The sequence below is a fragment of the Mycoplasma tauri genome, assembly GCF_016925555.1.
GTDB classification, from domain to species: Bacteria; Bacillota_I; Bacilli_A; order Mycoplasmatales; family Metamycoplasmataceae; genus Mycoplasmopsis; species Mycoplasmopsis tauri.
Window position 1 is genome coordinate 542,310 of sequence record NZ_CP070479.1, and the last position, 24,517, is coordinate 566,826.

A 24,517-nucleotide genomic window follows, 5' to 3' on the forward strand; every position below is an offset into this window, starting at 1 on the left:
CCCCTATCAGATGTAGGCAAGCACTTCGCCACCTACATTTTCCTTACGAGCTTCTTTTTCTGACATAACACCTTTTGATGTTGAGATAATAGCTGTACCATATCCTGATAATACAGTTGGTAAATTATTGGCTTGAGCATAAACTCTTAATCCAGGTTTCGAAATACGTTTAAAGTCAATAATAGCTGATTTGTTGCCTTTGTATTTTAATGTAACTTCAAGAGCTTTGTCTTTTCCTTCGCCTTTTGAAACGAATGAAGAGATATAGCCTTCTTCAAGTAAAATTTCTAGAATTTTGGCTTTTTTATTTGAATGAGGAATTAAGACAGTTTTAAATTTTCTTTGGTTAGCGTTTTTGATTCTAACAATCATATCTGAAATAGGATCTGTTATAAACATAATTATCAACTCGCTTTCTTCATGCCTGGAATTCTACCTGCGTTAACTAATTCACGGAAGCAGATACGGCAGATTTTATATTTTCTTAAAACTGCGTGTGGACGTCCACATAATTCACAACGTGTGTAAGCACGTGTTGAAAACTTAGCATGTTTTTTTTGCTTTGCTTTTAATGAACTTTTTGCCATACTATCTTTCTCCTTTTACAAATGGAACACCAATTAATTCTAGTAAGCTTCTTGCTTCTTTATCACTATTTGCTGATGTTATTAATTGAACATCAAGACCTTTAATTCTACGAATTTTGTCAAATTCGATTTCTGGGAAGATAATTTCTTCTTTAATACCTAATGAATAGTTTCCTCTACCATCGAAAGCTTTAGGGTTTGCACCACGAAAGTCACGAATACGAGGCATAGCTACATTAATTAATTTTTCAAGAAAGTCTCACATTCTTTCTCTTCTTAATGTAACTTTTCCACCCATAGGCATACCTTCACGAAGTTTTCATGAAGCATTTGATTTTTTAGCACGGGTTTGGAATGGTTTTTGACCTGAAATTAAAGTTAATTCGTTTAAAACTTCTTCGATTGCTTTTGAGTTTGTAACTTCTTTACCAGCAGTCATGTTAAGAATGATTTTTTCTAATCTTGGAACTTCCATTACTGATTTGTAGCCGTATTGTTTAATTAATGCAGGTACAACATCTTTTAAGTATTTTTGTTTTAAATTCATAATTAAAATTCCTTCTTAGTTTTACGTATAATACGTGTTTTTTTACCATTCTTATCAATTTGATATCCAACTTTTGAATATTCTGCTCTTGAATTTTTTGTTGCTTTTTTAACTAATACTGCTAAGTTAGAAACGTGAATTGGAGCTTCTTGTTTCTTGATTGAACCACTAGCGCCTTGTTTTGGTTTAATGTGTTTTGTAACAATGTTTACATCTTTAACGATAGCTCTTGAACTTTGGTGATCTACAGTAACAATTCTTCCGATTTTGCCTTTGTAATTACCAGCAATAACAACAACTTCGTCATTCTTCTTAAATTTAACTTTAGCCATTATTTTCTCCTATAACACTTCAGGAGCTAGTGAAACGATTTTTAAATAACCTTTATCACGTAATTCACGAGCAACTGGACCAAACACACGAGTACCTCTAGGGGTTTTATCATCTTTGATAATAACAACTGCATTATCGTCAAAACGAATGTATGAGCCGTTTTCACGACGAACACCATATGATGATCTAACGATAACCGCCTTAACCACTTGACCTTCTTTAACAATACCATTAGGAATTGCTTTTTTAACTGAGCAAACGATTACATCACCAATGTTAGCTGTTTTTTTACGTGAGCCACCAAGGACTCTAATAACACCAACTTCCTTAGCACCAGAGTTATCTGCAACATTTAGTTTAGATAATTCTAAAACCATAACTAGTTATCTCCTTCAACTGATTGTTGTTTAATTGAAACTAGACGGAAGTGTTTTGTTTTTGAAAGTGGACGTGTTTCCATAATTGAAACAATATCATTTACTTTTGCAATGTTTTTTTCATCATGAACAGCAAATTTTTTGGCTACTTTATAACGTTTTGAATATAGTCTATGTGATCTATAACTTTCTACTTCAACGATGATTGTTTTATCACCACGAGCAGAAGTTACACGACCTGTTAGAACTTTACGTGTATTTCTTTCCATTATTTTGCTCCTTTTACTCTTGCGTTAATTTCGGTCTTACACTTAGCAATATCTTTTCTTATCACACTAATTTTGTGGCTTTGGTCAATACCAACAGTTGATTTTTTAAAGTTTAAAGATCATAATTCAGCTTCTAAGTCTTTAACTAACTTATTAAGTTCATCAAGTGATTTAACTTTTATATCTTTGTAAAGCATTATTCTTGACTCCCTTCATTTTTAGCAACAATTTTTCATGAAACTGGTAATTTGTGACCACCTAATCTAAGGGCATCACGTGCAACATCTTCAGCAACACCTGAAACTTCAAACATCATTGTGTTAACTTTAACTGCACAGTATCATTTTTCTGGTGAACCTTTACCAGAACCCATACGAACACCAATAGGTTTTGATGTTTTTGAAAAGTGAGGGAAAAGTCTAATAATAACTTGACCTTCACGACCCATTCTACGGGTGATAGCTATACGTGCTGATTCGATTTGACGAGCATCTACTCATGCTGATGTAACAGCTTGTAAACCTCATTGACCGAATTCAACAGTATTACCTTTGTGAGCTTTTCTTTTATCATGACGCACTACAAATGGCTTACGGTATTTAGTTCTTTTTGGTTGAAGCATCTTCTTTTACCCCTTCCAATATTTCACCTTTTGAAATTCATACTTTAACACCGATTGCACCATAAATGGTTTTAGCTGTTGCTCTTGCATAATCAACATCTTGTCTTAATGTATGTAATCTCATTTCGCCACGGCTGTAGCCTTCTGCTCTAGCCATATCAACACCATTTAAACGACCTGAAACTTGAGTTTTAATTCCTTTTGCTCCTGCTCTAAGTGCATCATTAATTACTAATTTTTGAGCAACACGAAAACTTTCACGGTTTTCAAGTTTTTGAGCAATAGCTTCTGCAGCTAATTTTGCGTTTAATTCTGGTTGTTTTAAAAGAGTAACTTGTAAATTAATATCAAGTGATTTGTTTTTTAAATATTTATGTAAATCTTTGGTAAGTTTTTCAATATTTGAGCCATTTTCTCCAAGTAATTTAGCAGGTTGAGCACTTCTAAGGTTAACTGTAACTTTTTGTGCTTGATTTCTTTTAATTGACACATTACCAATTTGGTATTTTCTAACTAATTTATCAAAGAACTTGTAAATTTTTGCATCAAGAACTAATGTTTCACCATAAGTTTTCTTTTCTGCAAATCATACAGAGTTAATTTCTTTAGAAACTCCATAACGGAAACCATTTGGATTGACCTTTTGTCCCATGATTACTCTCTTTCCTCTAATGTTACTGATAAATTAGATGTTCTTTTGAAAATTGAAAATGCTCTTCCACGTGAGCGAGGTTGATATCTTTTAAGTGTTGGTCCTTCATTAACTAAAACTTCTTTAACAAATAATTTTGAAGCATCCATTCCATGGTTGTTTGTTGCATTAGCGATTGCTGAATTTATTAATTTAACAAATAATTGTGAAGCTTTTTTGTTTGTATTATTAAGAATCCCGAGTGCTACTCTAACATCTTTTCCTCTGAATAAATCAGCTACTAAACGTGCTTTACGAGCAGAAACTCTTTGAATCTTAACATGTGCTTTAGCTTGTTGATTTTCCATAATTATTTCTTCTTACCTTTATCAGCGCCATGACCTGAATATGTTCTTGTAGGAACAAATTCTCCTAATTTATGACCAACCATGTCATCTGTCACATAAACATCAATAAATTGACGACCATTGTGAACTTGGAATGTTAAACCGATAAAACTTGGGAAAATTGTTGAACGTCTTGATCAAGTTTTAATAGGTTTTTTAGGAGCTTTTCCTTCAACAATAGCATCTACTTTTTTAAGTAAGCTTTCGTCAGCGAAAGGGCCTTTTTTAAGACTACGAGCCATTATTTGTTATCCTTTCTTCTTCTTAAAATTAATTTTGTTGAAGATTTCTTAGTTTTTCTAGTTTTAACACCAAGAGCTTTCTTGCCTCATGGAGTAAGTGGAGCTTTTCTACCAATTGGTTGTCTACCTTCACCACCACCATGTGGGTGATCGATAGGGTTCATTACAGAACCACGTACTGTAGGACGTACACCAAGGTGTCTACTAATACCTGCTTTACCTAATTGAACAAGTAAGTGATCTTCATTACCTACTGATCCAATTGTTGCACGACAACGAGCTAAAATTCTTCTTGTTTCACCTGATTTTAGACGTAAAACAACATATTTTCCATCGTCATCCTTACCTAAGATTTGTGCTGATGTACCAGCACTTCTTGCGATTAATCCACCACCACCAGGTTGCATTTCAATATTGTGTACAAATGTACCTTCTGGAATGTGTGATAGTGGTAAACAGTTACCAACAAGAATATCTGCATTAGTTCCTGAAATAACAGTTTGCCCAACTTTAATTCCTTCAGGTGCTAACATATATCTTTTTTCTCCATCAGCATATGCTAATAAACAAATGTTTGCTGATCTATTTGGATCATATTCAATTGTTTTAACAATAGCTGGAATATCATCTTTGTTACGTTTGAAGTCAATAATTCTGTAGTATCTCTTAACTCTTCCACCGTGATGTCTAACAGTAATTTTACCTTGGTTGTTACGACCTGCGTGTTTCTTTAAAATTACCATCAATGACTTTTCAGGAGCATGTCCTGATAGGTTTTTTGAATGATCAAGAGATGACATATTACGACGACCATTTGTAACTGGCTTGTAATGTTTTATTGCCATCTTTAATTCTCCTTGCTTAAAAATAGTTGAGGAATTTTTCTTTTAAGCAAAATTAATCCTCGTTATTATTTTTCTTCTTTTTTACTAGCTGCTTTTTTGCTTGCTTTTTTAGCAGCTAATTTTTCAGCAACTTTAGCTTCTTTAGCTTCTGCTTTAGCTTTTGTTGCTTTTATTTCTTCAGCTTTTTCAGATTCTTTTTTAGCATCTTGAGTTTCTTCTTGTGGATAGAATGCAATTGTAAATCCATCTGCTAACTTAACCATAGCTTTTTTATATCTATTTGTAAAACCATGGAAACGACCTAAATTTTTAGGTTTTTTGTCAACTTTAATTGTGTTAACATCCACAACTTTAACTTTGAAAATAAATTCAACAGCTTTTTTAATTTGGTATTTGTTTGCTGTGTAGTCAACTTCAAATGTATAAACGTTTGAACTTAAACCAACATTTGATTTTTCAGTGAGAATTGGTCTACGAATAACACGAGTAATTTCCATTATTTAATTCTCCCTTCAAAGTTGCTTAAACCTTCTTTTGATAATACCAAAACATCTGCTCAAACTAAGTTTTCAACTGATACAGATGTAGGTCTTACACATGTAACATTTGGTAAGTTTGCTACTGATTTATAGATAATTTCGTCATTTGTAACAATAAGAATGTGCTTTAAATTTTCAATTTTTAAGCTTGCTAATTTATTTGCAGCTTCTTTAGTTGAAATTTTGTTTAATTTAAAATCATCTACAATAACAGCTTTATTTTGAGCTAACAATGTAAGCGCTGATACAAATGCATTGAAACGAACTTTTTTATTAACTTTAAGTTTGTAATTTCTTTCAGGTGTAGGACCAAATGCTCTACCACCACCTACTCATATTGGCGATCTAGTTGAACCAGCACGAGCTCTACCTGTACCTTTTTGTCTTCAAGGTTTTTTACCACCACCTCTTACTTCAGCACGGCTTTTAACATCATGTGTGCCTTGACGTTGTGCTGCTCTATCAGAAATAATTGTGTCAAAAATTGCTTGAGAATAGATTTTTTCTGATGCAAAAAGTGTTTTGTTAAGAGATTTTGTATCAAAATCAAGAACTATAACTTTTTCAAAGTCTTTAGTTTGCATGCCACGAGTTCTAGAAGTTGAAGCATTCGCTTTAACTTTAGGACTTGTAGTTGTAACTTTACTCATTGTTCTTTTAGCTTTTGAAGCATCTTTTTTTGCTTTTTCTATTGTTTCAGATGTTACTTTTTCTGCTTTAGCTTGTGCTGCTGATTTTTTAACTGATGAAACTTCAGTTGCTTTCTTTATAGCTGTTTTAGTTTTAGCAACTTGTGCCTTTTCTTCAGCTTTTGTTACTTTTTTAGATGTTGTTGATTTTGTAGAAGTAGATGATGACTTCTTTGTTGTAGAAGCTTTTAATTCTTTTTCCATTTTAGCCATTATTTATCTCCTTCTTCTTTATCCTTAGCAGCTTGTTCTTCTTCCGCTTTAATGATAAGGGGTTCAAGTTCAACAGATGTCATACCTACTGTTACATCAATATTGAATTTTTTTGCCTTTTCAACAAGTTCATTCATTTTAAGAACTTCTTTAATATCAACAAGTTTAATAGCTTCTCTAGTTGGAAGTCCTTTAACTGCTTTTTTAATAACTACTAATGAATTTTTAGCACCAGGAACAGAACCCTTAACTAAAATAAGATTATTTACAATATCAACTTTAACAATTTCTAAATTCTGAACTGTTGTTTTAACAGAACCAAGATGACCAGGCATTGTCATACCTTTGAAAACACGGTTTCCAGAGATATCACCAATAGAACCAACTTGTCTAACTGGCTGACTACCTCCACCACCACCATGTGATTTAGGTCCAATGTGTTGATTTCATCTTTTAATTGTTCCGGCAAAACCTTTACCTTTTGAAATACCTGTTACATCAACTAACTCACCAGCTTTAAAAATATCAACTTTTATTTCATTTCCTAATTCGTAACCATTCATGTCACGAATTTCTTTTACGTATTGCTTAGGTGTTGTATTTGCTTGAGTGAATTGACCAGCTAATGGTTTATTTACTCTGTTAGCTTTTTTCTCAACAGTAGCCAATTGTGTTGCAACATAACCGTTTTTTTCTACTGAAAGAATTTTTGTAACAACATTAGGTTTAACTTCAATAACTGTAACTGGTAAACTTTTACCAAATTCAGTATAAATTTGAGTCATTCCCACCTTACGTCCTAAGATTCCTTTCATAATTTCATCTCCTTTGATTTTAATGATGACCATTGCTTGTTTAAAACAAGTTGGATTTTTTTATTTTTGTGAAACTTGTACTTCAACACCTGAAGGTAATTCAAGTCTCTTAATTTGATCGATTGTTTTTTCAGATGGATCTAATAAAACAATCAACCTTTGAAAAGTTCTACTTTCATATTGTTCACGAGATTTTTTGTTAACATGAACAGATCTCAAGATAGTAACAACTTCTCTTTTTGTTGGAAGAGGTACTGGACCACTAAATTTTGTATTTGTTTTAACTGCTAATTCAACGATTCTTTTAGCAGCAAAATCAACAAGTGAGTGATCAAAACTTTTCACCTTGATATTTAATTTACTCATAGTTGCCTCCTTTGTTCATTAACTGAACTTTACTCCATAAAAATTTCTCATCATTTCAGACAACTTTTTTAAAATGATGACAACCTTTTATTTCAAAGTAAATGTTGCACTTTCAATTATAGAGTAAAAGTTTTTTTCTCAAAATAAATATTTAAATATTTTATATATAAAATGAAAAAGATAAATTTTGCCCAAAAAAATAGACCAAAATTAACATTTTTTATTTTTTCTTCTTTGTTAAATTTTTAACAAAAATATTTGAAACACTAAAAAAAGTTGTATTTCTTAAAAAATAATTTTTTATATGATTGTATGATTATTAAAACAATCTTTTTTTATTATATAAAACATAGAGTTACGCGCACACAAAATTATTAATTAATAAAATTTAAATTTTAAATAATATATGTTGTAAAAAACAAGAAAATAAACATTTTTTATAAATATTTACATTACTTTAATGTCAAAAAAGTTTTCTAAATATTAAAGTTATTTAGATTGTAAAAAATAAATTAATTCTTATTTTTTCTAAAAGTGCTAAATAATAGAAATAAAAAGCAAAAAAAATAAAAAAATATAATAAATTAATGTATCATTTTAATAATTAAAAGAGATGCAAAACGGAAGGATTTTAATATGACAAAAAAAGAATTTACAAAGGCGATAGCTGAAAGACTAGAAGTTCCTGTTAGAGTAGCTGATGAATTTTTCGATGCATTTGTTTTTGTTCTAAAAGAAGAACTAATTGCTGAAAATAAAGTTCAATTATCAACACTTGGTATTTTTGAAACAAGAATTAGAAGAGGAAGAGAAACTATAAACCCTTTTACAATGGAAGAATTATCAGTTCCTGAAAAACGTATTGTTAAGTTTACACCTTCTAAATACTTAAAAGAATTAGTTAATTTCTAATTAAAGCTTATAGTTAATATAATTAATTTCAGGCAAAAAATCAACTATGCCTGGAAAAGATAAGGGAATATTTTTCCCTATTTTTTTTATTAACTCATATGTGTAAGTTTCTCCAGCATGTTTCATTAATTTATCATACATAACTAAATAAAATTCATCATACATAGTAAACATAATAATAAAAAATGCTAAACCTCCATTCTGCATAATTTTTAACAAGTAGTTTTTCTGATGTTCTCTAATGTTATTTTTTGGCAAAAAGCTTTCATTAGTGCTTTTTGCCTCAAAAGCGAGAAATCTACCTTTATAGCATCCTGTGTAATCAACTGTTGATTTTTTATAAATAAAAGCATCTTTTGCATATAGTTTATTGTCTTGTGCATTTAGTTTAGAAAACTTTATTGGTAAACCTTTTTTCTCTATAAATGCTATATTATTATTTTCATAATAACTAATGGTTTGATTAATTATTGTTTCTAAAAGCATTCCTCTGTTTTTGTGCATATACTTTGTTATTCGTGATTTTTTTATTAAAAAGAAAAAACGGAAAAAATAGGGAAATATAGATCATTTTTCCCATTTCGAAACATTTATAGGTGTTAAAAGTTTATGCTCATATAGTTTTTTAAATTAACAAACATATAAAATGGTTAAAAAATAAACATAATATTTATAATTTAAAAATAACTTTTCGGGATTTTTATGTATTTTTTACTATTTTTTTCCGTTTTTTTGATTTTTGAATCAAAACAAAATACTAATTATGAAAGGAAATTAAATGAAAAATAAAGAAATTCAAAATAATCAAAATGATCTAATTAAAAACACATTAAATGAAATTACTAGAAAATTTGGTCAAGAAGCCATAATGTTATTTACACAAGATAAAATAAATGAAAAAATAGAGACTTTTTCATCTGGCTCCTATCTTCTTAATGATGCGCTTGGAATAGGAGGTTATCCTAAAGGCAGAATAGTTGAAATTTTTGGTCCGGAAAGTAGTGGAAAAACAACACTTTGCTTGCATGCTATTGCAGAGGTACAAAAAGCAGGAGGAATAGCTGCTTTTATTGATGCAGAGCATGCAATTGATCCTTCATATGCTAGAAACTTAGGTGTTGATTTAAATACATTAATTTTAAGTCAACCAGATAGTGGTGAACAAGCTATGGAAATTGTTGATATTTTAGCTAAATCAGGTGCAATTGACTTGATTGTTGTAGACAGTGTCGCTGCACTAGTTCCAACTGCTGAATTAGAAGGCGACATGAAAGACATGCACGTTGGAGTACAGGCAAGATTAATGTCTAAAGCTATGAGAAAAATAACTGGTAGTTTAAATAAAAATAAGACAACTATTATATTTGTTAACCAAATAAGAGAAAAAATTGGGGTAATGTTTGGAAATCCCGAAACAACAACTGGTGGAAGAGCATTAAAATTTTATTCATCTATAAGATTAGAAGTTAGAAAATCTACCTCAATAACAGAAGGCAAAGATATTACGGGAAATGAAATTAAAATAAAAGTAGTTAAAAATAAACTTTCTGCGCCTTATAAGAGTTTTACAACGCAAATTTTATTTTCAAAAGGTATAGATTCAACAAATGAACTAATTGATCTAGCTACAGAAAAGGGGATTTTTGAAAAGAAAGGTGCATGATATGCATATGATGGCAAAAATATTGCCCAAGGAAAGAAATCACTTAAAGACTTTCTTAATTCGAATATAGAATTTAAAGGAGAAATTGAACAAAAAGTACTATAAAAAAGGCATTTTATATAATTTTTAAGGTTTATTATCTATTATTTTTATTTGTTATAATGCATATAATAGAATTGTAGGACAAATGAAAAACAAAAAAATTAACATATTGTTTATAGGGGACATTTTTGGACAACCAGGAATAGACACTGTAAAAAACTATTTACCTTATTTAAAAAAGAAACATAAAATAGATATTGTTATAGCACAGGCAGAAAATGTTTCGGGCAGAAAAGGTTTTGAAGAAAAAGACTATATTGAACTTAAAAATGTTGGTGTAGATGTTTTTACGCTTGGCAATCATGTTTGGGCAAAAAATGATATTTTGAATATTATTCACAATAATGATTTAGTAAGACCAGCAAATGTCAACCATAGTTATCCAGGCGAGGGCACAAGATTAATAAAAATAAATGAAAATATTACATTAAGAGTGACTGCTTTGATGGGTATTACATTTAATAAATTAATGAAACCATGGGAACAAGAATCAGCAAATAATTTTTTTGATACTATGGACACAATAATAAATTTTGCTGAAAAAGCTGATTTTCATTTTGTTGATTTTCATGCAGAAACAACTAGTGAAAAATATGTACTAGGTCTTTATTTAGACGGTAAAGTTGATGCAATTTGTGGCACCCACACACATGTACAAACCAATGATGCACACGTTTTGCCAAAGGGGTCTTGTTACATAACTGATGTTGGAATGACAGGTCCAAAAGATTGCGCAATAGGAGCAAATTTTGATGAAGTATATAGACATATGAGATACAATGAAAAGATCCCATTTGTCCCTTCAAATAATCCATGTCAATTTAATGCTGTTGTTATACAATTATCTACAAATAGAAAAAATAAAATTTTTCCTATAAATGCTGATTTATAGTTAAAAAAAGGACTTGCGTCCATTTTTTTAACTATTTTTTTAACTCATTTAATTTTTCAAAATTAAAAGCAACTAAAAATTCATATATTAAATCAAGAGTTGCTTGAATATCAACTAATGAACAAACTCCAATAGGAGAATGTAAATATCTTTGTGGAATACTCAATGTTATTGTAGGAACGCCACCTTGTCCATATTGTAATACAGCCCCATCTGTACCACCACCTTCAGCTATATATTTATAAGCTGGTATGTTATTTTTTTGAGCAATTTCAACTAACATTTCAACTAATTTAGGGTCTGTAATAACAGCTCTATCCTGTATTAAAAGTGCAACACCATTCCCTAATTTTGGAACACCTTTTATACAACCAGTAGTATCGTGGGATGCTCCTGTATCAATAGCAAATGCAACATCAGGATTAATAATCGATACACTTGTTTTTGCTCCTCGTGAACCAACTTCTTCTTGTACAGACCCAACAATATAAACATCATTCATAAGTTCTATGTCTTTAATTTTATTTGCAAGCATATCAATAACAGTCACTCCAGCCCTATTGTCCATTGCCTTTCCGGCAACTAAATTATTTGGCATTTCCAAGTACTCACCAGACATATAAACTCTATCGCCTACTTCAATTCCAAACTCTTCAGCTTCTGATTTTGATTTAAAACCACAATCAACAAACATTTCTTTTTCTGTTGGAACCTTTGTTCTTTTTTCTGCCTCTAAAATATGAATTGATGTGTGTCCAAAAATACCATAAATTGACTTATTATCCTTATTTGTAGTTACTTTCGCTTTTGTTCCTATTACAGCTACGGGTCAAATTCCCCCTACTGATGATAATAATAAATTTCCATTATCTTCAATATTTCTAACTAAAAAACCAACTTCATCCATGTGCGCAGCTATCATAACCTTTGGTGCATTAGTAATTTTAGATTTCTTGAAAATAATTTGAGAGCCAAAACCATCCTTATAATGTTTAAAATTATCACTTTTAGTATTTTTAACTAACAATTCAGCAACAGGTGATTCATATCTAGACATAGCCTCTATTTCCATGTATTTTTTTAATTTATTTTTTATTTCAGTATATTTTGACATTTTAATTCTCCAAATTAATATTTAATATCAAAATTATAAAACCAATTAAAATATAAATATGCAAAAAACAAACATACTTTTAATAAATATTAATGACTTAGAATATTTTCCAACACACAAAAATAAGCTACTAGTGCATCAATATGCAGGGGCTTTTAAATATTTTGAAAAAATGTGCCCAAATGTTCAAATAAATAATGACTGTTTTATATTAGAAGATTTAAAGCAATTTTTAAATTCAAATGATTCTCTTGTGGTTTCTAATAAGGACGAGTCAAGAAATACAATTTTTAAAAATATCAAATTGCTTGTTTTTAACACAAATGAATGATTTGAAAAGATGAATAAGCTTAAGTTTTTAAAATATTCAAAAATTAGTTACAAATTCATACTTGCAAATTTTTATTTCAACAACAATGTTGAAAAAATTGAAGAGAGTTTTAATGATTTAGATTATTTTTTTCATGAATTTATTGAAAAACAAGAATATCAAAAACATAAGTTTTTACTATTGATAATAGTAAACAGTAAAAATTCCAACAAAACCTGATTTATAGGGTTAAATAAAAAAGAAGAACTAAATTTTAAAACCAAAAATGAAGTTATAAACTATATTAATAAGATTTATAGAAAATAATAAATATATAAGGCATAAAAATGAAAAAAATAAGAATTGAGAAATATATTGGTGATTTAACTTCCCTAACAAGAAGTGAAATAAAAGAAAAAATCAAGAATAAAGCTATAAAAATAAATGAAAAGATTATTAACAAAAGTTGTCAAATTGATACTAGCAAAGATAGTGTTTATTTGGATGGGGAGCTCTTAAAATACGAACAATTTCAGTATTATATATTTAATAAACCTAGTGGGTTTGTTTGTGCTAATTACGATAGCAGAGATGCTACAATTTTTGATATATTACCTCTTTCCAGAGAAAAATTTTTTTCATATGGCAGGCTTGATAAAGATACTGAAGGATTACTGTTGATAAGTAATGATGGCAATTTTGGACATCAATTATTAAGCCCTAAAAATAAAATACCAAAAAAATATTTTGTTAAAGTTGCACAATCTATTGATAATAATGAAATAATGCAGAATAAAATGCCTATTATTATTGACAAAGACTTTATAATTGATAATTATATTTATGAGAAAATTGACAAAAAGAGCTGTTTTATAACTATATACGAAGGAAAATTTCACCAAGTAAAGAAAATGTTTGGCTCTATAGGAAATTCAGTTGAATATCTTAAGAGAGTACAATTCGGTTCATTGAAACTAGATGCTTCACTTAAATTATCACAAATTAGAAAACTTACAAAAGATGAAATACAAATGCTTAAGCAAGACATTATTAATAATAAAAAAAGTAACTAATTTCTAATTTACTAAATAATAATTTTAAATGTGTAAAATTAACAACTATCCCGTATTCATATTTTAATTGTTTAAGTACAAAAAATAGCGTAAGAATTTAAACTCTTACTCTATGTTTTTTTATCTAATTTATAAATTAGATTTCATTTGTTAATTTGAGAAATTATTTTCTATTCATAAACTTAAAATTACAAAAATAAACATATAATAAATTAATAATATTTATTTTGTACTAATGAATTTGAACTCTAACAATATCAGAAGCAAGTAGATTTACTCCTGGTTTAGTCCTTAACTCATAAGTTCCTGGTTTTAAATTCTCCAAGTAAATAGAATTAATATCTATTCAATTATTAGTATCAACAAGTCGATATTGCATATTGCTATCTACTCCAATAATTCTATTATTGTTAACCTTAACTTCTTTATCGATGTAAGAAGGTTTTGATGTACTAATTTTTTGAATTTGGGAAGCCATCATAGATTTAGAAGCTTTTTTTCTTACAGATATTTCTCTAGTACCAATATTATTTAGCTCTATTTCAGTAGTTTTTACATCTTGTCAAGGATCTAATCCTAAACGATATTCCATATCTAAATCTAAGTTCTTTAAAATGCCAGAATTGCTATTTATACCAATAAATTGTGCTTTTGGTTTCTCATGTCGTAATACATTGAAAGTTAATTTCTTATTTTTAGCAATATTAAATTTATATCCAATTTTGTAAACAGATAGTTCAACTTCGCACGAGCCAAAGTTATCAAAATTGCTTAGATAAACAAGATAATCATTACCAACTTTTTCAACATTTTCAATAAATGCATTTTTAACTCAAATATTTTCTTTCGATAAATCAGGAAGATTATCTCCATAAATTTTGATAATGTAATCACTTTTATCATTTGAAATTTTTTCAGCATTTAAGTCAATTGTTTTGATTTCACTTATTTTGCTATTATCAATTGAAAATGCATATGATAATGTTTTGAAGTTAATATTACGCCAGCCTTCGTGTTTTTTAACAAATTTATGACCTGTTTTTTCTTGTATTATTTTTTCAACTAAATCATGATCAGTGAATGAATTTCCAGTAACAAAGCTAACAAATTTTGATTCACTATTGTATTTTTCACTAACCTGCATTTCAACTATTCTACGAATATCTTCTTCACTTTTAATTAAATTATCTAATTTATAACCACGATATTTACTTCCCATCATTGATTCAAGGAACGGTTTTGTGTATCTTCTACCTTGTTTAATATCATTATCATTTACTAAAAAGTATGTATATGTTGTTCTTTTAACTTTTTTATTATTTTTTTGTCACTCAACATTAGTATCTCAAGTAACATCAATGTGATATCATTTACCTTCAATTTCAACTAAGTTTCAAATGTGCCATTCTCTTCTAACTTCGCCAACAATAGTTTTTGTGGGAATATTTAATTCATTCATAAACAATTCAAAACCTTTTGCATATCCAGCACAAACACATGATTTTTCAATCAAACAAGAATAAGCAGTTTGATCAGATATTAGATCTCCACGAATTTTGTATTCAACATTTTCAGCAATTCAATCATATGCCTTTAACACTTTATTAATATCAGAAAGATTATCTCAACCTTTTACAATTTCTTTTACCTTTGCGCGTGATTGTGCATCTTCATCAACACCTCTAATTTCATCATCCGAAAGAACTTGCACATAGGTTTTGAACAAGTATCCTTTTCACTCTGCTCAAACTTGATATGTCCGTTGTTCTTGTTGGTGTTTTTTGCCAGTTACAACCCCATCATTAGTTATGTTTATTGAAACGTCTTCAGGAGTTTGATCACTAGAAGAATAAACATTCTCACCAGGGTATTGAGTTCTTATAAATCATTTGATATCAGAAACAACATTACCTGATTTGTCAATTAATTCAAGTTTTTTTGGATCTTTACCATCTCCTCTAATAACAGTTTTATAATCTTTGATTTTATAATCTGGATGGGAAAAATAATTAGATGATAAATATTTTGCAGATAAAATTTTTTCTTTAATTTCGTCTTCTTTTAAATTTAATTCAGTAAATTCATGACTTGGTTGAGTAGGATAGAAAGAATTATCTACAGTTTTAGTTGGCTTTGCATCTGTATGATTTTCAGATTTACTATCTGAGGTGTTTTCAGATTTTATTTTTGACTCTTTCTCTATTTTTGAATTATTTAAAACACTATCAGATTGACCAACATTTAATTCATTGGTATCGGTTGTCACTTGATTTTTTTGCTCTTTATTTTGTGAATCTTTATCATTATTGATTGAATCTGTTGGACTTTCTTGTTTTTCTATTTTTGAATGACTATTTGTGCTTTCTAAATCATTAGACTGATTGACGTTATTATCTAATCCAGACTGTTTACTTAAAGAATTAGTCTGTAAATTTTGCTGATTAGTATTTTTATTATTATCAATATTATGTTTTTCATTATTGTCAGAAACTTCACAACTAAAAACAAATGAGCTAACAGATAAAATTGAAAGGCTTGGTAACAAACTTAGTGATAATGTTTTAACTTTACTTTTTTTCATAATGAACCATCCTTAAATTAAGTTCACGCTTATTTTACTATTAATTATATAAATATTTATACTAAATATCGAAATCAAATAAAACTCTCTTTTATCTGTTTTATATATTTAAAAATTTATATTTGATAGCCATATAAAAAATTAAAGTGATATTACTAATTAAATAAAAATACAAATAAATGATTAAAAAAGCAGCTATTTAAACTGCTTCTTTATTCTTTAGAAATAATAATTACTTCTTTTTTGATTGTTCTCTATTTTCATAAACAGAGGCATAAACTCTATTTCTGCTATGCTCAAATTTTACATATCCAGTAATAAGTGCGTATAGTGTATCATCATTTCCTCTACCAACGTTTGTACCTGGAAAAATCTTTGTTCCTCTTTGACGAAAAATAATTGATCCAGCAGTACAGAATTGACCATCGCCTAATTTAATACCTAATCTTTGTCCACGGCTATCACGCCCATTACGAGACGAACCGCCGGCCTTCGTGTGTGCCATTTCTTAATCTATCCTTCGATTTTTGTAATAACTACACGTGTATATGGTTGACGATGACCAAGTTTACGTTTATGAGTAGATTTAGGATTGTGACGATATACAACTATTTTTTTAGCTTTTCCTTGTTTTTGGATTTCTCCAAGAACCTTTGCACTTGATACATAAGGTTTACCAATCTTATCTCCTGCTAAAAGAACTTTGTCAAAAGTAATTTTTGACCCTTCTTCGCCTTCAACTTTTTCAATGAAGATTGTGTCACCTTCTTTTACTAAAATTTGTTTGCCTCCGGTTTCGATTATTGCTATCATTAGCAAAACCTCCCTATTTGTGGCTCATCTTTAAGGTGGCTAATTATATAACACTTAAACCTGTTCAGAATGGTTACAAAAAGTAACTTTCTTATTATATAATCAAATAGAAAAAATAGTAATAAAAAGTGCAAAAATGAGCATGCATTTTTACACAATATTAAGCTTTTTAGTAAGAAATATAAACAGGCGTTACTCTTGGAACTTCATATGTATTCCTAATTTGTGGTGAAGTTTTATTATCTCATTCACTAGATCCGGTACTTGATATTTTGCCTTTTGATGAATAGGATGCTTTTACTACACCAACAATTTTAGTTATTGCAGTTATACCCAAAGATATTGCAGCAGTTATTGTAGAAAAAGCTATTCCACCCTTTATATATTTCTCATCTGTTTGTGAAATTCTTTTAAAATTTTTATTCATTTATCTCCTTTCACATATTTAAATTTTTAAAAAATAAATCTTGTTAAAAAAGCGGAAAAAAATGGGAAAAGCCTTAAAGTTTTCCCATTTGGGTGTGGTTTTAATCCCTTTCTTTTAAATTTTTAAAATTTTCATTAAGTTTTTTCAACTCATCAAGAATTTTTTCTTCAATTTTTGGTTCTTCTTTTTTAACAGGTTTAGGGTGCTTAGACAAATATAAAGCTCTAAAATAAAAAATAACAACAAGAAAAACAAAAACCAAAGTCGAAACAATAATGAATGATATTAATGCTGCTAAAAACTTCCCAATTAATACGGGGCCAGCAGTTAATTTTGCAACATCATTTACCTTAAATGTATGGGCAATTGCTGACATTATTACATCATTCGCTAATGATTTAATAACTTCATTAAATGAAGTACCAAGCAAAAGACCAATTGCAAGCATGAGCATATTACCTCTTTTAACAGATGCTCATGAATCAGCTACAGCTTTCTTAAACATGTTTTAATTATATTTATTTTGCAAAATAAGAAAACAAAAAACAGCTTCTTAAATATAATAAACCCGAAAAGTTTATCCAATTTATTTAATTCAACTTTTGGGGTTTATTATAACTCTTTAAACATTATTTATTCTTTATTTTTTTATTGATATTAATCTTTATTGGATAAATTATTTTTAATTTTTTCTTCTAATGTATGTACTTTGCCTGGAGTTAAATGATATGCTTTATCTCCACATTTTTCAATTATTTTTTTGGCTTGTGGATCATCTGATTTCAATGTTGTATCAACAAGCGCAACTTGTATAACTCTATCATGTAATTTAAAAGCAGGAGAATGAACATTAATTATTGTATTAGTTGGCAATTGATCATCAATAAATTGATCATTAACCTTTTGAAATGTTGGATCAAATACATCTCCTTCAATAGGTTTTAGCTCAAAAAGCCCATATTTTTTGAACAATTCGTCAAATTGCCATGATATCATTCTATATCCCTTGGCCAATGATTTAAGCTTTGCATCATCACTTATTTCAGACTCAATGCATATTCTTTCAGTTGTAACTTTATAAAAGTTATAATAAGTGACAAATTCCTCAAAAAATTTTTGCATGGCATATTGCTCAACTTCTTTTTTTAATTCATTAGGAATGACAAGAGCTTTAGGTGCTTGTTTTTCAAGCTCTAATTTTTGCTCTAAGTCAGAAATTAAAATTTTTGATTTTTCAACTTCTTGTAGGATTTTTTCTTTTTCTTTAATTAATTTTTCTACTAATTTAGAATTCTTTCTATTTTTTTTATTCAATTTATTTTCCTGTTCAAAATTGCCGCTTTTACTTTTAAAATTATTTGATTTTTTGTCATTTATATCTGTTTTATAGGCATTTTCATCATTAATGCTTTCAGTAAAAGATTTTATATTTACAATGAATTCATAACTTCTATTTCTATATTTTTCAACTTTATAATTTTTTGGAAAATGAATAGAAAATTTATAATTATTCTTCTTTTTTTGTCCCAATAAATTTTTATCAAATCCTGGCAAAAATTTATCTTTACCTAACTCTAGATTAAAATTACTAACAGACAATGTTTTATCTAACTTACTATTAGAATCGTAAACATCAATATCCGCAACAATTATATTGCCATTTTTTAAAATATTCTTATTTGCATTTGAAACCATAAATCTCCTTTATTCTTCCTCTAATAGTTCTTCAAATAATTCAAGAGCTGAAATACCTTTTGCATAATTCATTCTATTTGTGCCAACAATTGACATTTCTTTTATTTTAGCATTGTTAAACTTTTTAGTAATATAAGCGCTATGATCACTGCCTATTGCGATCTTAATATTATCGTCATTTTCATTTTCACTATCAATTAGCTCTCAAATAGAACGATTTTCAATAGTATTAAGTATTTTTATCAAATCGGGCCTTGATATTTCTTTAGCCAGAATTATTTTATCTTTGCCATAAACTTCATTTTTTCTAACAAAGTTAAATTCAAATACTTGGTGGACATAATTTTCAAGTAATTGTTCATAGTTTTTAATAAACTCGGACAAAACAGGACCTAGTGCTCTTGCGGCTGATGATAATTTTATTAATCTATAGTCAATTAATCTATTACTGAATATTTTTGTAGCTATAGATAAATCTTTCATAGAAAATTCTGATGGGTCTATAATAATTTTATTTGTTATAGTTTTTCCGTATGAATCTGTAATTAAAACAATTCCTTCACTATCTGATAAAGGTATTAATTGTAAGCCTTTTAACGTGCTATCATCATTGCTTTCTGTAGTAACTAATGTAACACCAATTGACTCAGTAATAATTTTTGCAACTTCTTGAATTGTTTCTTCAACAGAAACTCTTCTACGCGCAAAAATATCTTTTAATCTTCCTTTAAATATTTCAACATCATCCTTTGTTAAATATTTTGCATAATATTTGTAGCCTTTTGCTGAAGGTATTCTGCCACTAGATGTATGCGTTTTTTCTAAATAACCAAGATTTTCTAAATCGTTCATCAAATATCTAACCTTTGCTGATGAAAACTTAATACCATATTTATCAATTAAAGACTTGGAACTAGCCGGTTGACCTTCCTCAATAAAAAATTCAACTGAATATTTAAGAACCAAACGTATATCCTTGCTTAAATCCAAACTATCATTTTTCATATTTATATTATATTAAATTTTTTAGCATTTAACCTATATGAGTGCTAATAAAAATATTTTTCTAATATATCTATATTATAGTCATGTAAATAAAATGAATAAAAATATATTTAAATAAAATAAAAAAGAGTGCTAAAAAATAACATTTATTAGCATTTAAAAAGATTAATAATATTAATAATAATTTTTTTGTAACAACATAACTATCTTAAACTCTTTCACCATTCAGGATCATATGGCACTGAATATTCTTTGCATAATTTTTTAACCGTTTTATCCCAATACTCAACACATTTGGCATAATTATTAAAATAAAAGTTAAGGCCTACAATCATCCCATTATTTGGATATGTGATTTTTGACATAACTATTAAATAGTGCAATAAAAGATGTTGTTCATATGTTACTAATATAGATTTTTCAACCTTATAATAATTTGATAATGTTGGTTCATTTTTAAATATAGCTCCGCTTATTTTTATTTCATCAATGTGATGCATACAGTAATTTCATTGTCCCACTTCATTTCTAAAATTTTTTAAATGTTTTCGGTTTTTTAATTTATTGTAATTGCCTAAAATAGCTCCTTTTTTAACAAATTTATCAATCGTGTCGTAATATATTTTTACTCAAATATTATCTTTTTGTTCCTTCATGAACTCTTCAGGGTATAAATAATTAAGTATTTGTTTATTAACAATAGATAGTTTGCAATTAGTATCTTCCATTTTATCATTACTATAATCAGATGTAATACCAGTTATAACACTTATGTCAGAATGTGGATAATCTTTTTTATTTTCTTTTTTAACTTTTTTATTATTTTTATACTTAAATACAAAAAATATTATGAACGCGGATATTTTTATCAATAAAATATAAAGAACAGTGTAAACAATAACCATTATCACTCCTATATTAAAATTTATAGTTACCATAATTATAAACATAATTAAATCGAAAAAATGTCTAGGATAAACACAAATTATTAAAGTAAAATGCGTCAAGTAATAAATCTTGGCGGATTTTACTTTAGGAATTTATGATATAGAGGAAAGCGTTGGTTAAGAAATAATAGATAGGTTTTTACATTATAATTTATAATGTAAAGGAAATTATGAAAAAGAAGTTTAAAAAAATAATGTTGGCTGGAGCTAGTGCAAGTGTAATGTTACCATTATCATTAACTAGTTGTTGGTTTTCACCTTCGAATTTACAATTTGGAAAACGAAGTGATGTTGGGAATGTAGGTAAAACTGGCGAAGGCAGCAATTCTTCTGGTAAAGTTGAAAAGGAAATAACAGCTGAAGAATTATTTGATAAAGATTATGTTTTAGTAAATACACATTTAAATAAGAAAGATTTTTTGAAAGATAATAATTATTACTATTTTGCAAAAGTTGCACATGATGAAAAGAAATATGAACCATGAATGTATTCTAAAGATATGTGAACAAGCAATGATTTTTTACCAAAAATTTTTATGTCGCTTGATGCACATATGAAGAATGAGCAAGATAGTGAAGAGTTAAAGGATATTAAAGATTTACTTAATGTAGATGTTCATAGTTTGTATCAAATAAATAATTTGAATAGAAATTATTTTAGAGATGATTTTAAGCTTGAATCACCTGAAATTGAGAAGCAATTTATTAAAGAAATGAGTCATTATTTAGAGCCTAGTAGTGATGTAAACACAAAAACACTTATTAAAAGATGAGTTGATGAAAAAGGAAATATTAAGTTTGATCTTGAAGCAATAAAAAATGTAAGAGAAATTTATATTCCATATTATGATGTTACTCCAAGAGGATACTTTAATGCATTTTTAAAAAATTGATATGAAGGAAAAGTATTCGAAAATGTTCCATTTGTTAATACAAAAGCTAGTGCTTCTAAATATGAATTAATGTTGGGAGATTCTAATTCATTTTCATTGTTTAATCAAATGGTAAAAAGAGAAAGTGTTTCTGGTAAAGCAGATGAACTTTATTATTTAGCTTTTACAAGAGGTATAGCTAAAGCTTATGGCAATGGTAATTTTTATGATTATTTAGAAAAAGAGAAAGATGTAATTGATGCTTCATTTTTGGTCAAAAAGAGTATCTATTATGAAATTTCTTTACAATGTTCCCTTTTATGAAACTTGAGCAGCAAATCAAAATGGAGCATATAACAGAGCTTATTTATCTTATTTAAAATTATTAGATGGTGTTGGATATATTAGCGGCAACTTTAAGAATTGATCTGAAATTAATGAAGATTTTAGAGAGAATTTTAAGGATAGACTGAATGATTTAGCAAAAAGTTTAGTTCAAGTGCTAGGAATAAGCGGCACATTGGGTGCAGAGATTGAAAAATATGGTGTAAGAAATAAAACGTATGTAAATATGTTTGCACCTACTATAAATAATGTTCTTTATGATTATGAATATTCATATGCTTGAGCTTATAGACTGTTGTATGAAATGGTTATTCCTGCTTATGCTGCTAATGATTGAGAGTTGCCAAAATTGTTATCTGATTTCTTAATTGAAATTGAGCACAATATAAGTGATAATAATCTTATACATAAATACATAAACTTCTTTTTAAATACAGTTTTAAAAGATAAAGATTCTAATTTTGAGAGTTTAACTGATTATAGTGATATGAACAGTGAAACTATTAAAAGCGAAGATTATAAAGAAAAAGCTAAAGAAAAGTTTTTAAATTGATTAGCTGTATGATCAAATAGACTTGGATCTAATATTAAAACTGGTGAAATGTAATTTCATAATACTTATCTAACTAATAAGATGCTTTTCTTATTAGTTTTTTTGTTTATTTTTTGAATGATAAGGAGTGAAAAAATAATGAATAATAGTGATTTTAAAGTTGAAGGTATTACAGAAATAGGTAATCATGTCCAAACTATTGGAAGGTCGATTTTTGGAGTTTTTGCAATTGTTGCTGTTTTAGCAGTAATAATTTTATCAATTTGAGCAGGTACTAGAAATGCAAGTGAAGATGATCCAATGAGAAGAAAAGCAAATACTCAAAAAATTTTATGAGCAGGTATTGTCTTAATTTTAATTTGTATTGGTTGAGGTATTTTTGAAGCTGTGATTAGAATACAAGCAAATTCAATTTCAAGCATATAGATGTGTTAATAAAAAAAGATATTTATTTTAGTGAGGAGGATAAATGCCAAGTTTCTTTACTTATCTTTTTGATATTTTTAGATATGGACCGGCATATGTTTTTTGAATATTATTAGTTTTGCTTGCTTGACTTTTATTTACTATTTTGTGTGTAGTTTTCTATATAGTTGATTTTTGTGCATTTAGATTATTAAATTTTGTTCTTTTTGGGCTTAGTCCTGGACAGAGCATAATGGAAGTGAAAGGACCAGAGCCTTTTTATAGATTTATGATAGTTAGTTCTATTATTTGAATAATTATGTTTGGCATTTTATTTATTAAATTTAGTTTTAGTGAGAGTGTTGAAAGTGTAAAAATTATTCGTAAAGCATTGGTATTTAGTGTTAAGAGCGCATTGATTTTATTAGTTTTTCAATTGTCGTTAGTGTTACTTAGTACTGTAGTTGATAATTTAACTAAGTTAGCGTCTGGTAATAATCAAAATTTTGGGGTAAATTTATCTAATAGTATTTTTGATATGTCTTATCCACCAGAAGTAAAAGGTGAACAGAATTTGCTAGTGGATGGTGGTTCAATTATTCCAATTTTAAATGGTAATGCAACAAGTTTTACTAGTTTTGCAAGCATTGCAAAAATTGTTGGAAAAAGTAATGCTATATTACAAGGGATATTAGTTTGTATAGGTGCAATTTTAATTGCTTTCCCATTAACCTTTGCAGGCTTTGATGCAATTGGTAAAGTCTTTCCAACTTTCTTTCTATATGTAATATTTCCATTTATTTTGCCATTATCATTACTGGATGATGGTAAAAAGTGCGAGTCTGAAAAGACAAGTATGTAAGCAATATGATGTCGCTCGGAATATTTTTAATTGGATTACAAATAATGGGTATATTTTTCTCATTAGTAAATCAATTTGTTATGAAGAGTTTATCAACTCAAATTTGAATAGCAGAAGCGCTTGTGATGATAATTATTTTTGGAGCTACTGCAATGAAATTTAAAGAAATTGCTGAAATCGTTACAGCATTATTTGGAACAAGTGTTAATAGTGGCAATACTGCAAAAGGCATTGGTGGTGCCGCAAAAGAGCAGAAGCTATTGGAGAAAAGAGAGCAAGCATTAAACAAAATGGATGAAAAGGCTTATTCATGAGAGCGAAAGCGTAGGAATTAAGAATGCTACAACCGAAGAGATTAAAATATAAAAAGCGCTTGCTACACGTAAATTAAGCTGGCGAGATATAATAGAGTTTTTGTTGTTTTTGCTACTTCATACTTAATTTCATTTGTTGCTTTTTGACCA

General features: G+C 28.3%; 35 protein-coding genes and 1 pseudogene. 10 read left to right on the top strand and 26 right to left on the bottom strand.

Annotated features, from left to right (window positions below; genetic code table 4):
* Positions 1 to 3: 3 nt before the first annotated feature.
* From rpsH to rpsJ, 16 genes and pseudogenes are all read right to left on the bottom strand, one after another.
* Complete coding sequence (rpsH, locus tag JS510_RS02330) at positions 4 to 399, bottom strand: 30S ribosomal protein S8 (protein ID WP_205517154.1); 396 nt, start codon at positions 397 to 399, stop codon at positions 4 to 6.
* A 2-nt stretch (positions 400 to 401) separates the two neighbouring features.
* A complete protein-coding gene (locus JS510_RS02335; RefSeq protein ID WP_205517155.1) occupies positions 402 to 587 on the bottom strand; it encodes a type Z 30S ribosomal protein S14 in 186 nt (61 codons plus the stop codon).
* A gap of 1 nt (position 588) precedes the next feature.
* The gene (gene rplE / locus JS510_RS02340; RefSeq protein WP_373422692.1) at positions 589 to 1,140 is read right to left on the bottom strand and encodes a 50S ribosomal protein L5; all 552 of its coding nucleotides are present in this window, start codon (positions 1,138 to 1,140) and stop codon (positions 589 to 591) included.
* Positions 1,137 to 1,466 carry a 50S ribosomal protein L24 gene (rplX, locus tag JS510_RS02345; RefSeq protein WP_205517157.1) on the bottom strand — a complete coding sequence of 110 codons (330 nt, stop codon included), beginning with the start codon at positions 1,464 to 1,466 and terminating at the stop codon, positions 1,137 to 1,139. The genes rplE and rplX overlap by 4 nt, the downstream gene beginning before the upstream one ends.
* A 9-nt stretch (positions 1,467 to 1,475) precedes the next feature.
* The gene (gene rplN, locus JS510_RS02350) at positions 1,476 to 1,844 is read right to left on the bottom strand and encodes a 50S ribosomal protein L14 (RefSeq protein ID WP_205517158.1); all 369 of its coding nucleotides are present in this window, start codon (positions 1,842 to 1,844) and stop codon (positions 1,476 to 1,478) included.
* A gap of 2 nt (positions 1,845 to 1,846) precedes the next feature.
* Positions 1,847 to 2,113, bottom strand: coding sequence for a 30S ribosomal protein S17 (rpsQ, locus tag JS510_RS02355; protein WP_232841168.1), 267 nt, complete (start codon positions 2,111 to 2,113; stop codon positions 1,847 to 1,849).
* Positions 2,113 to 2,310 carry a 50S ribosomal protein L29 gene (gene rpmC, locus JS510_RS02360; RefSeq protein WP_205517159.1) on the bottom strand — a complete coding sequence of 66 codons (198 nt, stop codon included), beginning with the start codon at positions 2,308 to 2,310 and terminating at the stop codon, positions 2,113 to 2,115. The genes rpsQ and rpmC overlap by 1 nt, the downstream gene beginning before the upstream one ends.
* The gene (gene rplP / locus JS510_RS02365; RefSeq protein ID WP_205517160.1) at positions 2,310 to 2,735 is read right to left on the bottom strand and encodes a 50S ribosomal protein L16; all 426 of its coding nucleotides are present in this window, start codon (positions 2,733 to 2,735) and stop codon (positions 2,310 to 2,312) included. The genes rpmC and rplP overlap by 1 nt, the downstream gene beginning before the upstream one ends.
* Positions 2,713 to 3,387, bottom strand: a complete 675-nt coding sequence (gene rpsC, locus JS510_RS02370; protein WP_205517161.1) for a 30S ribosomal protein S3 — start codon at positions 3,385 to 3,387, stop codon at positions 2,713 to 2,715. The genes rplP and rpsC overlap by 23 nt, the downstream gene beginning before the upstream one ends.
* Before the next feature lie 2 nt (positions 3,388 to 3,389).
* Entirely contained in the window at positions 3,390 to 3,734 is a 345-nt protein-coding gene (gene rplV / locus JS510_RS02375; protein WP_205517162.1) for a 50S ribosomal protein L22, read from the bottom strand.
* A 2-nt stretch (positions 3,735 to 3,736) separates the two neighbouring features.
* On the bottom strand, positions 3,737 to 4,015 hold the full coding sequence (rpsS, locus tag JS510_RS02380; RefSeq protein ID WP_205517163.1) for a 30S ribosomal protein S19: 279 nt from the start codon (positions 4,013 to 4,015) through the stop codon (positions 3,737 to 3,739).
* Entirely contained in the window at positions 4,015 to 4,860 is an 846-nt protein-coding gene (gene rplB / locus JS510_RS02385) for a 50S ribosomal protein L2 (protein WP_205517164.1), read from the bottom strand. Before rplB ends, rpsS begins: the two co-directional genes overlap by 1 nt.
* 65 nt (positions 4,861 to 4,925) lie before the next feature.
* Positions 4,926 to 5,357 (bottom strand): 50S ribosomal protein L23, encoded by a 432-nt coding sequence (gene rplW / locus JS510_RS02390; RefSeq protein ID WP_205517165.1) that lies wholly within the window; start codon positions 5,355 to 5,357, stop codon positions 4,926 to 4,928.
* On the bottom strand, positions 5,357 to 6,301 hold the full coding sequence (gene rplD / locus JS510_RS02395) for a 50S ribosomal protein L4 (protein WP_205517166.1): 945 nt from the start codon (positions 6,299 to 6,301) through the stop codon (positions 5,357 to 5,359). The genes rplW and rplD overlap by 1 nt, the downstream gene beginning before the upstream one ends.
* Before the next feature lie 155 nt (positions 6,302 to 6,456).
* Positions 6,457 to 7,116 (bottom strand): annotated as a pseudogene (rplC, locus tag JS510_RS02400) (50S ribosomal protein L3); the annotation flags it as partial.
* Between the two features lie 60 nt (positions 7,117 to 7,176).
* On the bottom strand, positions 7,177 to 7,482 hold the full coding sequence (gene rpsJ, locus JS510_RS02405) for a 30S ribosomal protein S10 (RefSeq protein ID WP_205517168.1): 306 nt from the start codon (positions 7,480 to 7,482) through the stop codon (positions 7,177 to 7,179).
* Positions 7,483 to 8,118: 636 nt separating this feature from the next.
* On the opposite strand from rpsJ, the gene JS510_RS02410 reads away from it, so the two are divergent.
* A complete protein-coding gene (locus tag JS510_RS02410; RefSeq protein WP_205517169.1) occupies positions 8,119 to 8,394 on the top strand; it encodes an HU family DNA-binding protein in 276 nt (91 codons plus the stop codon).
* On the opposite strand, the gene recU is transcribed toward JS510_RS02410, so the two are convergent.
* Positions 8,395 to 8,898 carry a Holliday junction resolvase RecU gene (gene recU, locus JS510_RS02415; RefSeq protein WP_205517170.1) on the bottom strand — a complete coding sequence of 168 codons (504 nt, stop codon included), beginning with the start codon at positions 8,896 to 8,898 and terminating at the stop codon, positions 8,395 to 8,397.
* Positions 8,899 to 9,172: 274 nt separating this feature from the next.
* Between recU and recA the strand changes: the two genes are divergently transcribed.
* Both recA and JS510_RS02425 read left to right on the top strand, forming a co-directional pair.
* Entirely contained in the window at positions 9,173 to 10,162 is a 990-nt protein-coding gene (gene recA, locus JS510_RS02420; protein WP_205517171.1) for a recombinase RecA, read from the top strand.
* An 82-nt stretch (positions 10,163 to 10,244) separates the two neighbouring features.
* Positions 10,245 to 11,051 carry a TIGR00282 family metallophosphoesterase gene (locus tag JS510_RS02425; RefSeq protein ID WP_205517172.1) on the top strand — a complete coding sequence of 269 codons (807 nt, stop codon included), beginning with the start codon at positions 10,245 to 10,247 and terminating at the stop codon, positions 11,049 to 11,051.
* A gap of 31 nt (positions 11,052 to 11,082) precedes the next feature.
* Here the strand turns inward: JS510_RS02425 and JS510_RS02430 are convergent, their stop codons facing one another.
* On the bottom strand, positions 11,083 to 12,165 hold the full coding sequence (locus JS510_RS02430) for a M42 family metallopeptidase (protein ID WP_205517173.1): 1,083 nt from the start codon (positions 12,163 to 12,165) through the stop codon (positions 11,083 to 11,085).
* Between the two features lie 58 nt (positions 12,166 to 12,223).
* Between JS510_RS02430 and JS510_RS02435 the strand changes: the two genes are divergently transcribed.
* Both JS510_RS02435 and JS510_RS02440 read left to right on the top strand, forming a co-directional pair.
* Positions 12,224 to 12,802, top strand: a complete 579-nt coding sequence (locus JS510_RS02435; protein WP_205517174.1) for a hypothetical protein — start codon at positions 12,224 to 12,226, stop codon at positions 12,800 to 12,802.
* A 20-nt stretch (positions 12,803 to 12,822) separates the two neighbouring features.
* A complete protein-coding gene (locus JS510_RS02440) occupies positions 12,823 to 13,548 on the top strand; it encodes a pseudouridine synthase (protein WP_205517175.1) in 726 nt (241 codons plus the stop codon).
* A gap of 232 nt (positions 13,549 to 13,780) precedes the next feature.
* On the opposite strand, the gene JS510_RS02445 is transcribed toward JS510_RS02440, so the two are convergent.
* The 8 genes from JS510_RS02445 to JS510_RS02480 form a co-directional block, all read right to left on the bottom strand.
* Complete coding sequence (locus JS510_RS02445) at positions 13,781 to 16,129, bottom strand: MAG6410 family transglutaminase-related lipoprotein (protein WP_205517176.1); 2,349 nt, start codon at positions 16,127 to 16,129, stop codon at positions 13,781 to 13,783.
* A 232-nt stretch (positions 16,130 to 16,361) separates the two neighbouring features.
* Positions 16,362 to 16,634 carry a 50S ribosomal protein L27 gene (gene rpmA, locus JS510_RS02450; RefSeq protein WP_205517177.1) on the bottom strand — a complete coding sequence of 91 codons (273 nt, stop codon included), beginning with the start codon at positions 16,632 to 16,634 and terminating at the stop codon, positions 16,362 to 16,364.
* An 8-nt stretch (positions 16,635 to 16,642) separates the two neighbouring features.
* Complete coding sequence (rplU, locus tag JS510_RS02455) at positions 16,643 to 16,942, bottom strand: 50S ribosomal protein L21 (protein WP_205517178.1); 300 nt, start codon at positions 16,940 to 16,942, stop codon at positions 16,643 to 16,645.
* Positions 16,943 to 17,111: 169 nt separating this feature from the next.
* A complete protein-coding gene (locus tag JS510_RS02460) occupies positions 17,112 to 17,369 on the bottom strand; it encodes a hypothetical protein (RefSeq protein WP_205517179.1) in 258 nt (85 codons plus the stop codon).
* Positions 17,370 to 17,469: 100 nt separating this feature from the next.
* On the bottom strand, positions 17,470 to 17,874 hold the full coding sequence (locus JS510_RS02465) for an MscL family protein (RefSeq protein ID WP_205517180.1): 405 nt from the start codon (positions 17,872 to 17,874) through the stop codon (positions 17,470 to 17,472).
* A gap of 152 nt (positions 17,875 to 18,026) precedes the next feature.
* Positions 18,027 to 19,064: a nucleotide exchange factor GrpE gene (grpE, locus tag JS510_RS02470; protein WP_205517181.1), complete on the bottom strand. Its 1,038-nt coding sequence runs from the start codon at positions 19,062 to 19,064 to the stop codon at positions 18,027 to 18,029.
* 9 nt (positions 19,065 to 19,073) lie between these two features.
* Positions 19,074 to 20,069 carry a heat-inducible transcriptional repressor HrcA gene (gene hrcA / locus JS510_RS02475; protein WP_205517182.1) on the bottom strand — a complete coding sequence of 332 codons (996 nt, stop codon included), beginning with the start codon at positions 20,067 to 20,069 and terminating at the stop codon, positions 19,074 to 19,076.
* 203 nt (positions 20,070 to 20,272) lie between these two features.
* Complete coding sequence (locus tag JS510_RS02480) at positions 20,273 to 20,974, bottom strand: hypothetical protein (protein WP_205517183.1); 702 nt, start codon at positions 20,972 to 20,974, stop codon at positions 20,273 to 20,275.
* A gap of 212 nt (positions 20,975 to 21,186) precedes the next feature.
* On the opposite strand from JS510_RS02480, the gene JS510_RS02485 reads away from it, so the two are divergent.
* The 5 genes from JS510_RS02485 to JS510_RS02505 all read left to right on the top strand — a co-directional run bounded on the left by JS510_RS02485 (position 21,187) and on the right by JS510_RS02505 (position 24,388).
* Complete coding sequence (locus JS510_RS02485) at positions 21,187 to 22,245, top strand: CDS14 family ICE transfer lipoprotein (protein ID WP_205517184.1); 1,059 nt, start codon at positions 21,187 to 21,189, stop codon at positions 22,243 to 22,245.
* Positions 22,181 to 22,840, top strand: coding sequence for a CDS14 family ICE transfer lipoprotein (locus tag JS510_RS02490; protein WP_205517185.1), 660 nt, complete (start codon positions 22,181 to 22,183; stop codon positions 22,838 to 22,840). Before JS510_RS02485 ends, JS510_RS02490 begins: the two co-directional genes overlap by 65 nt.
* A gap of 84 nt (positions 22,841 to 22,924) precedes the next feature.
* Complete coding sequence (locus tag JS510_RS02495) at positions 22,925 to 23,212, top strand: Mbov_0395 family pilin-like conjugal transfer protein (RefSeq protein ID WP_205517186.1); 288 nt, start codon at positions 22,925 to 22,927, stop codon at positions 23,210 to 23,212.
* Positions 23,213 to 23,255: 43 nt separating this feature from the next.
* Positions 23,256 to 24,053, top strand: a complete 798-nt coding sequence (locus JS510_RS02500; protein WP_205517187.1) for an Mbov_0396 family ICE element transmembrane protein — start codon at positions 23,256 to 23,258, stop codon at positions 24,051 to 24,053.
* A gap of 5 nt (positions 24,054 to 24,058) precedes the next feature.
* Complete coding sequence (locus tag JS510_RS02505) at positions 24,059 to 24,388, top strand: hypothetical protein (protein WP_205517188.1); 330 nt, start codon at positions 24,059 to 24,061, stop codon at positions 24,386 to 24,388.
* The last annotated feature ends 129 nt before the right edge of the window (positions 24,389 to 24,517 follow it).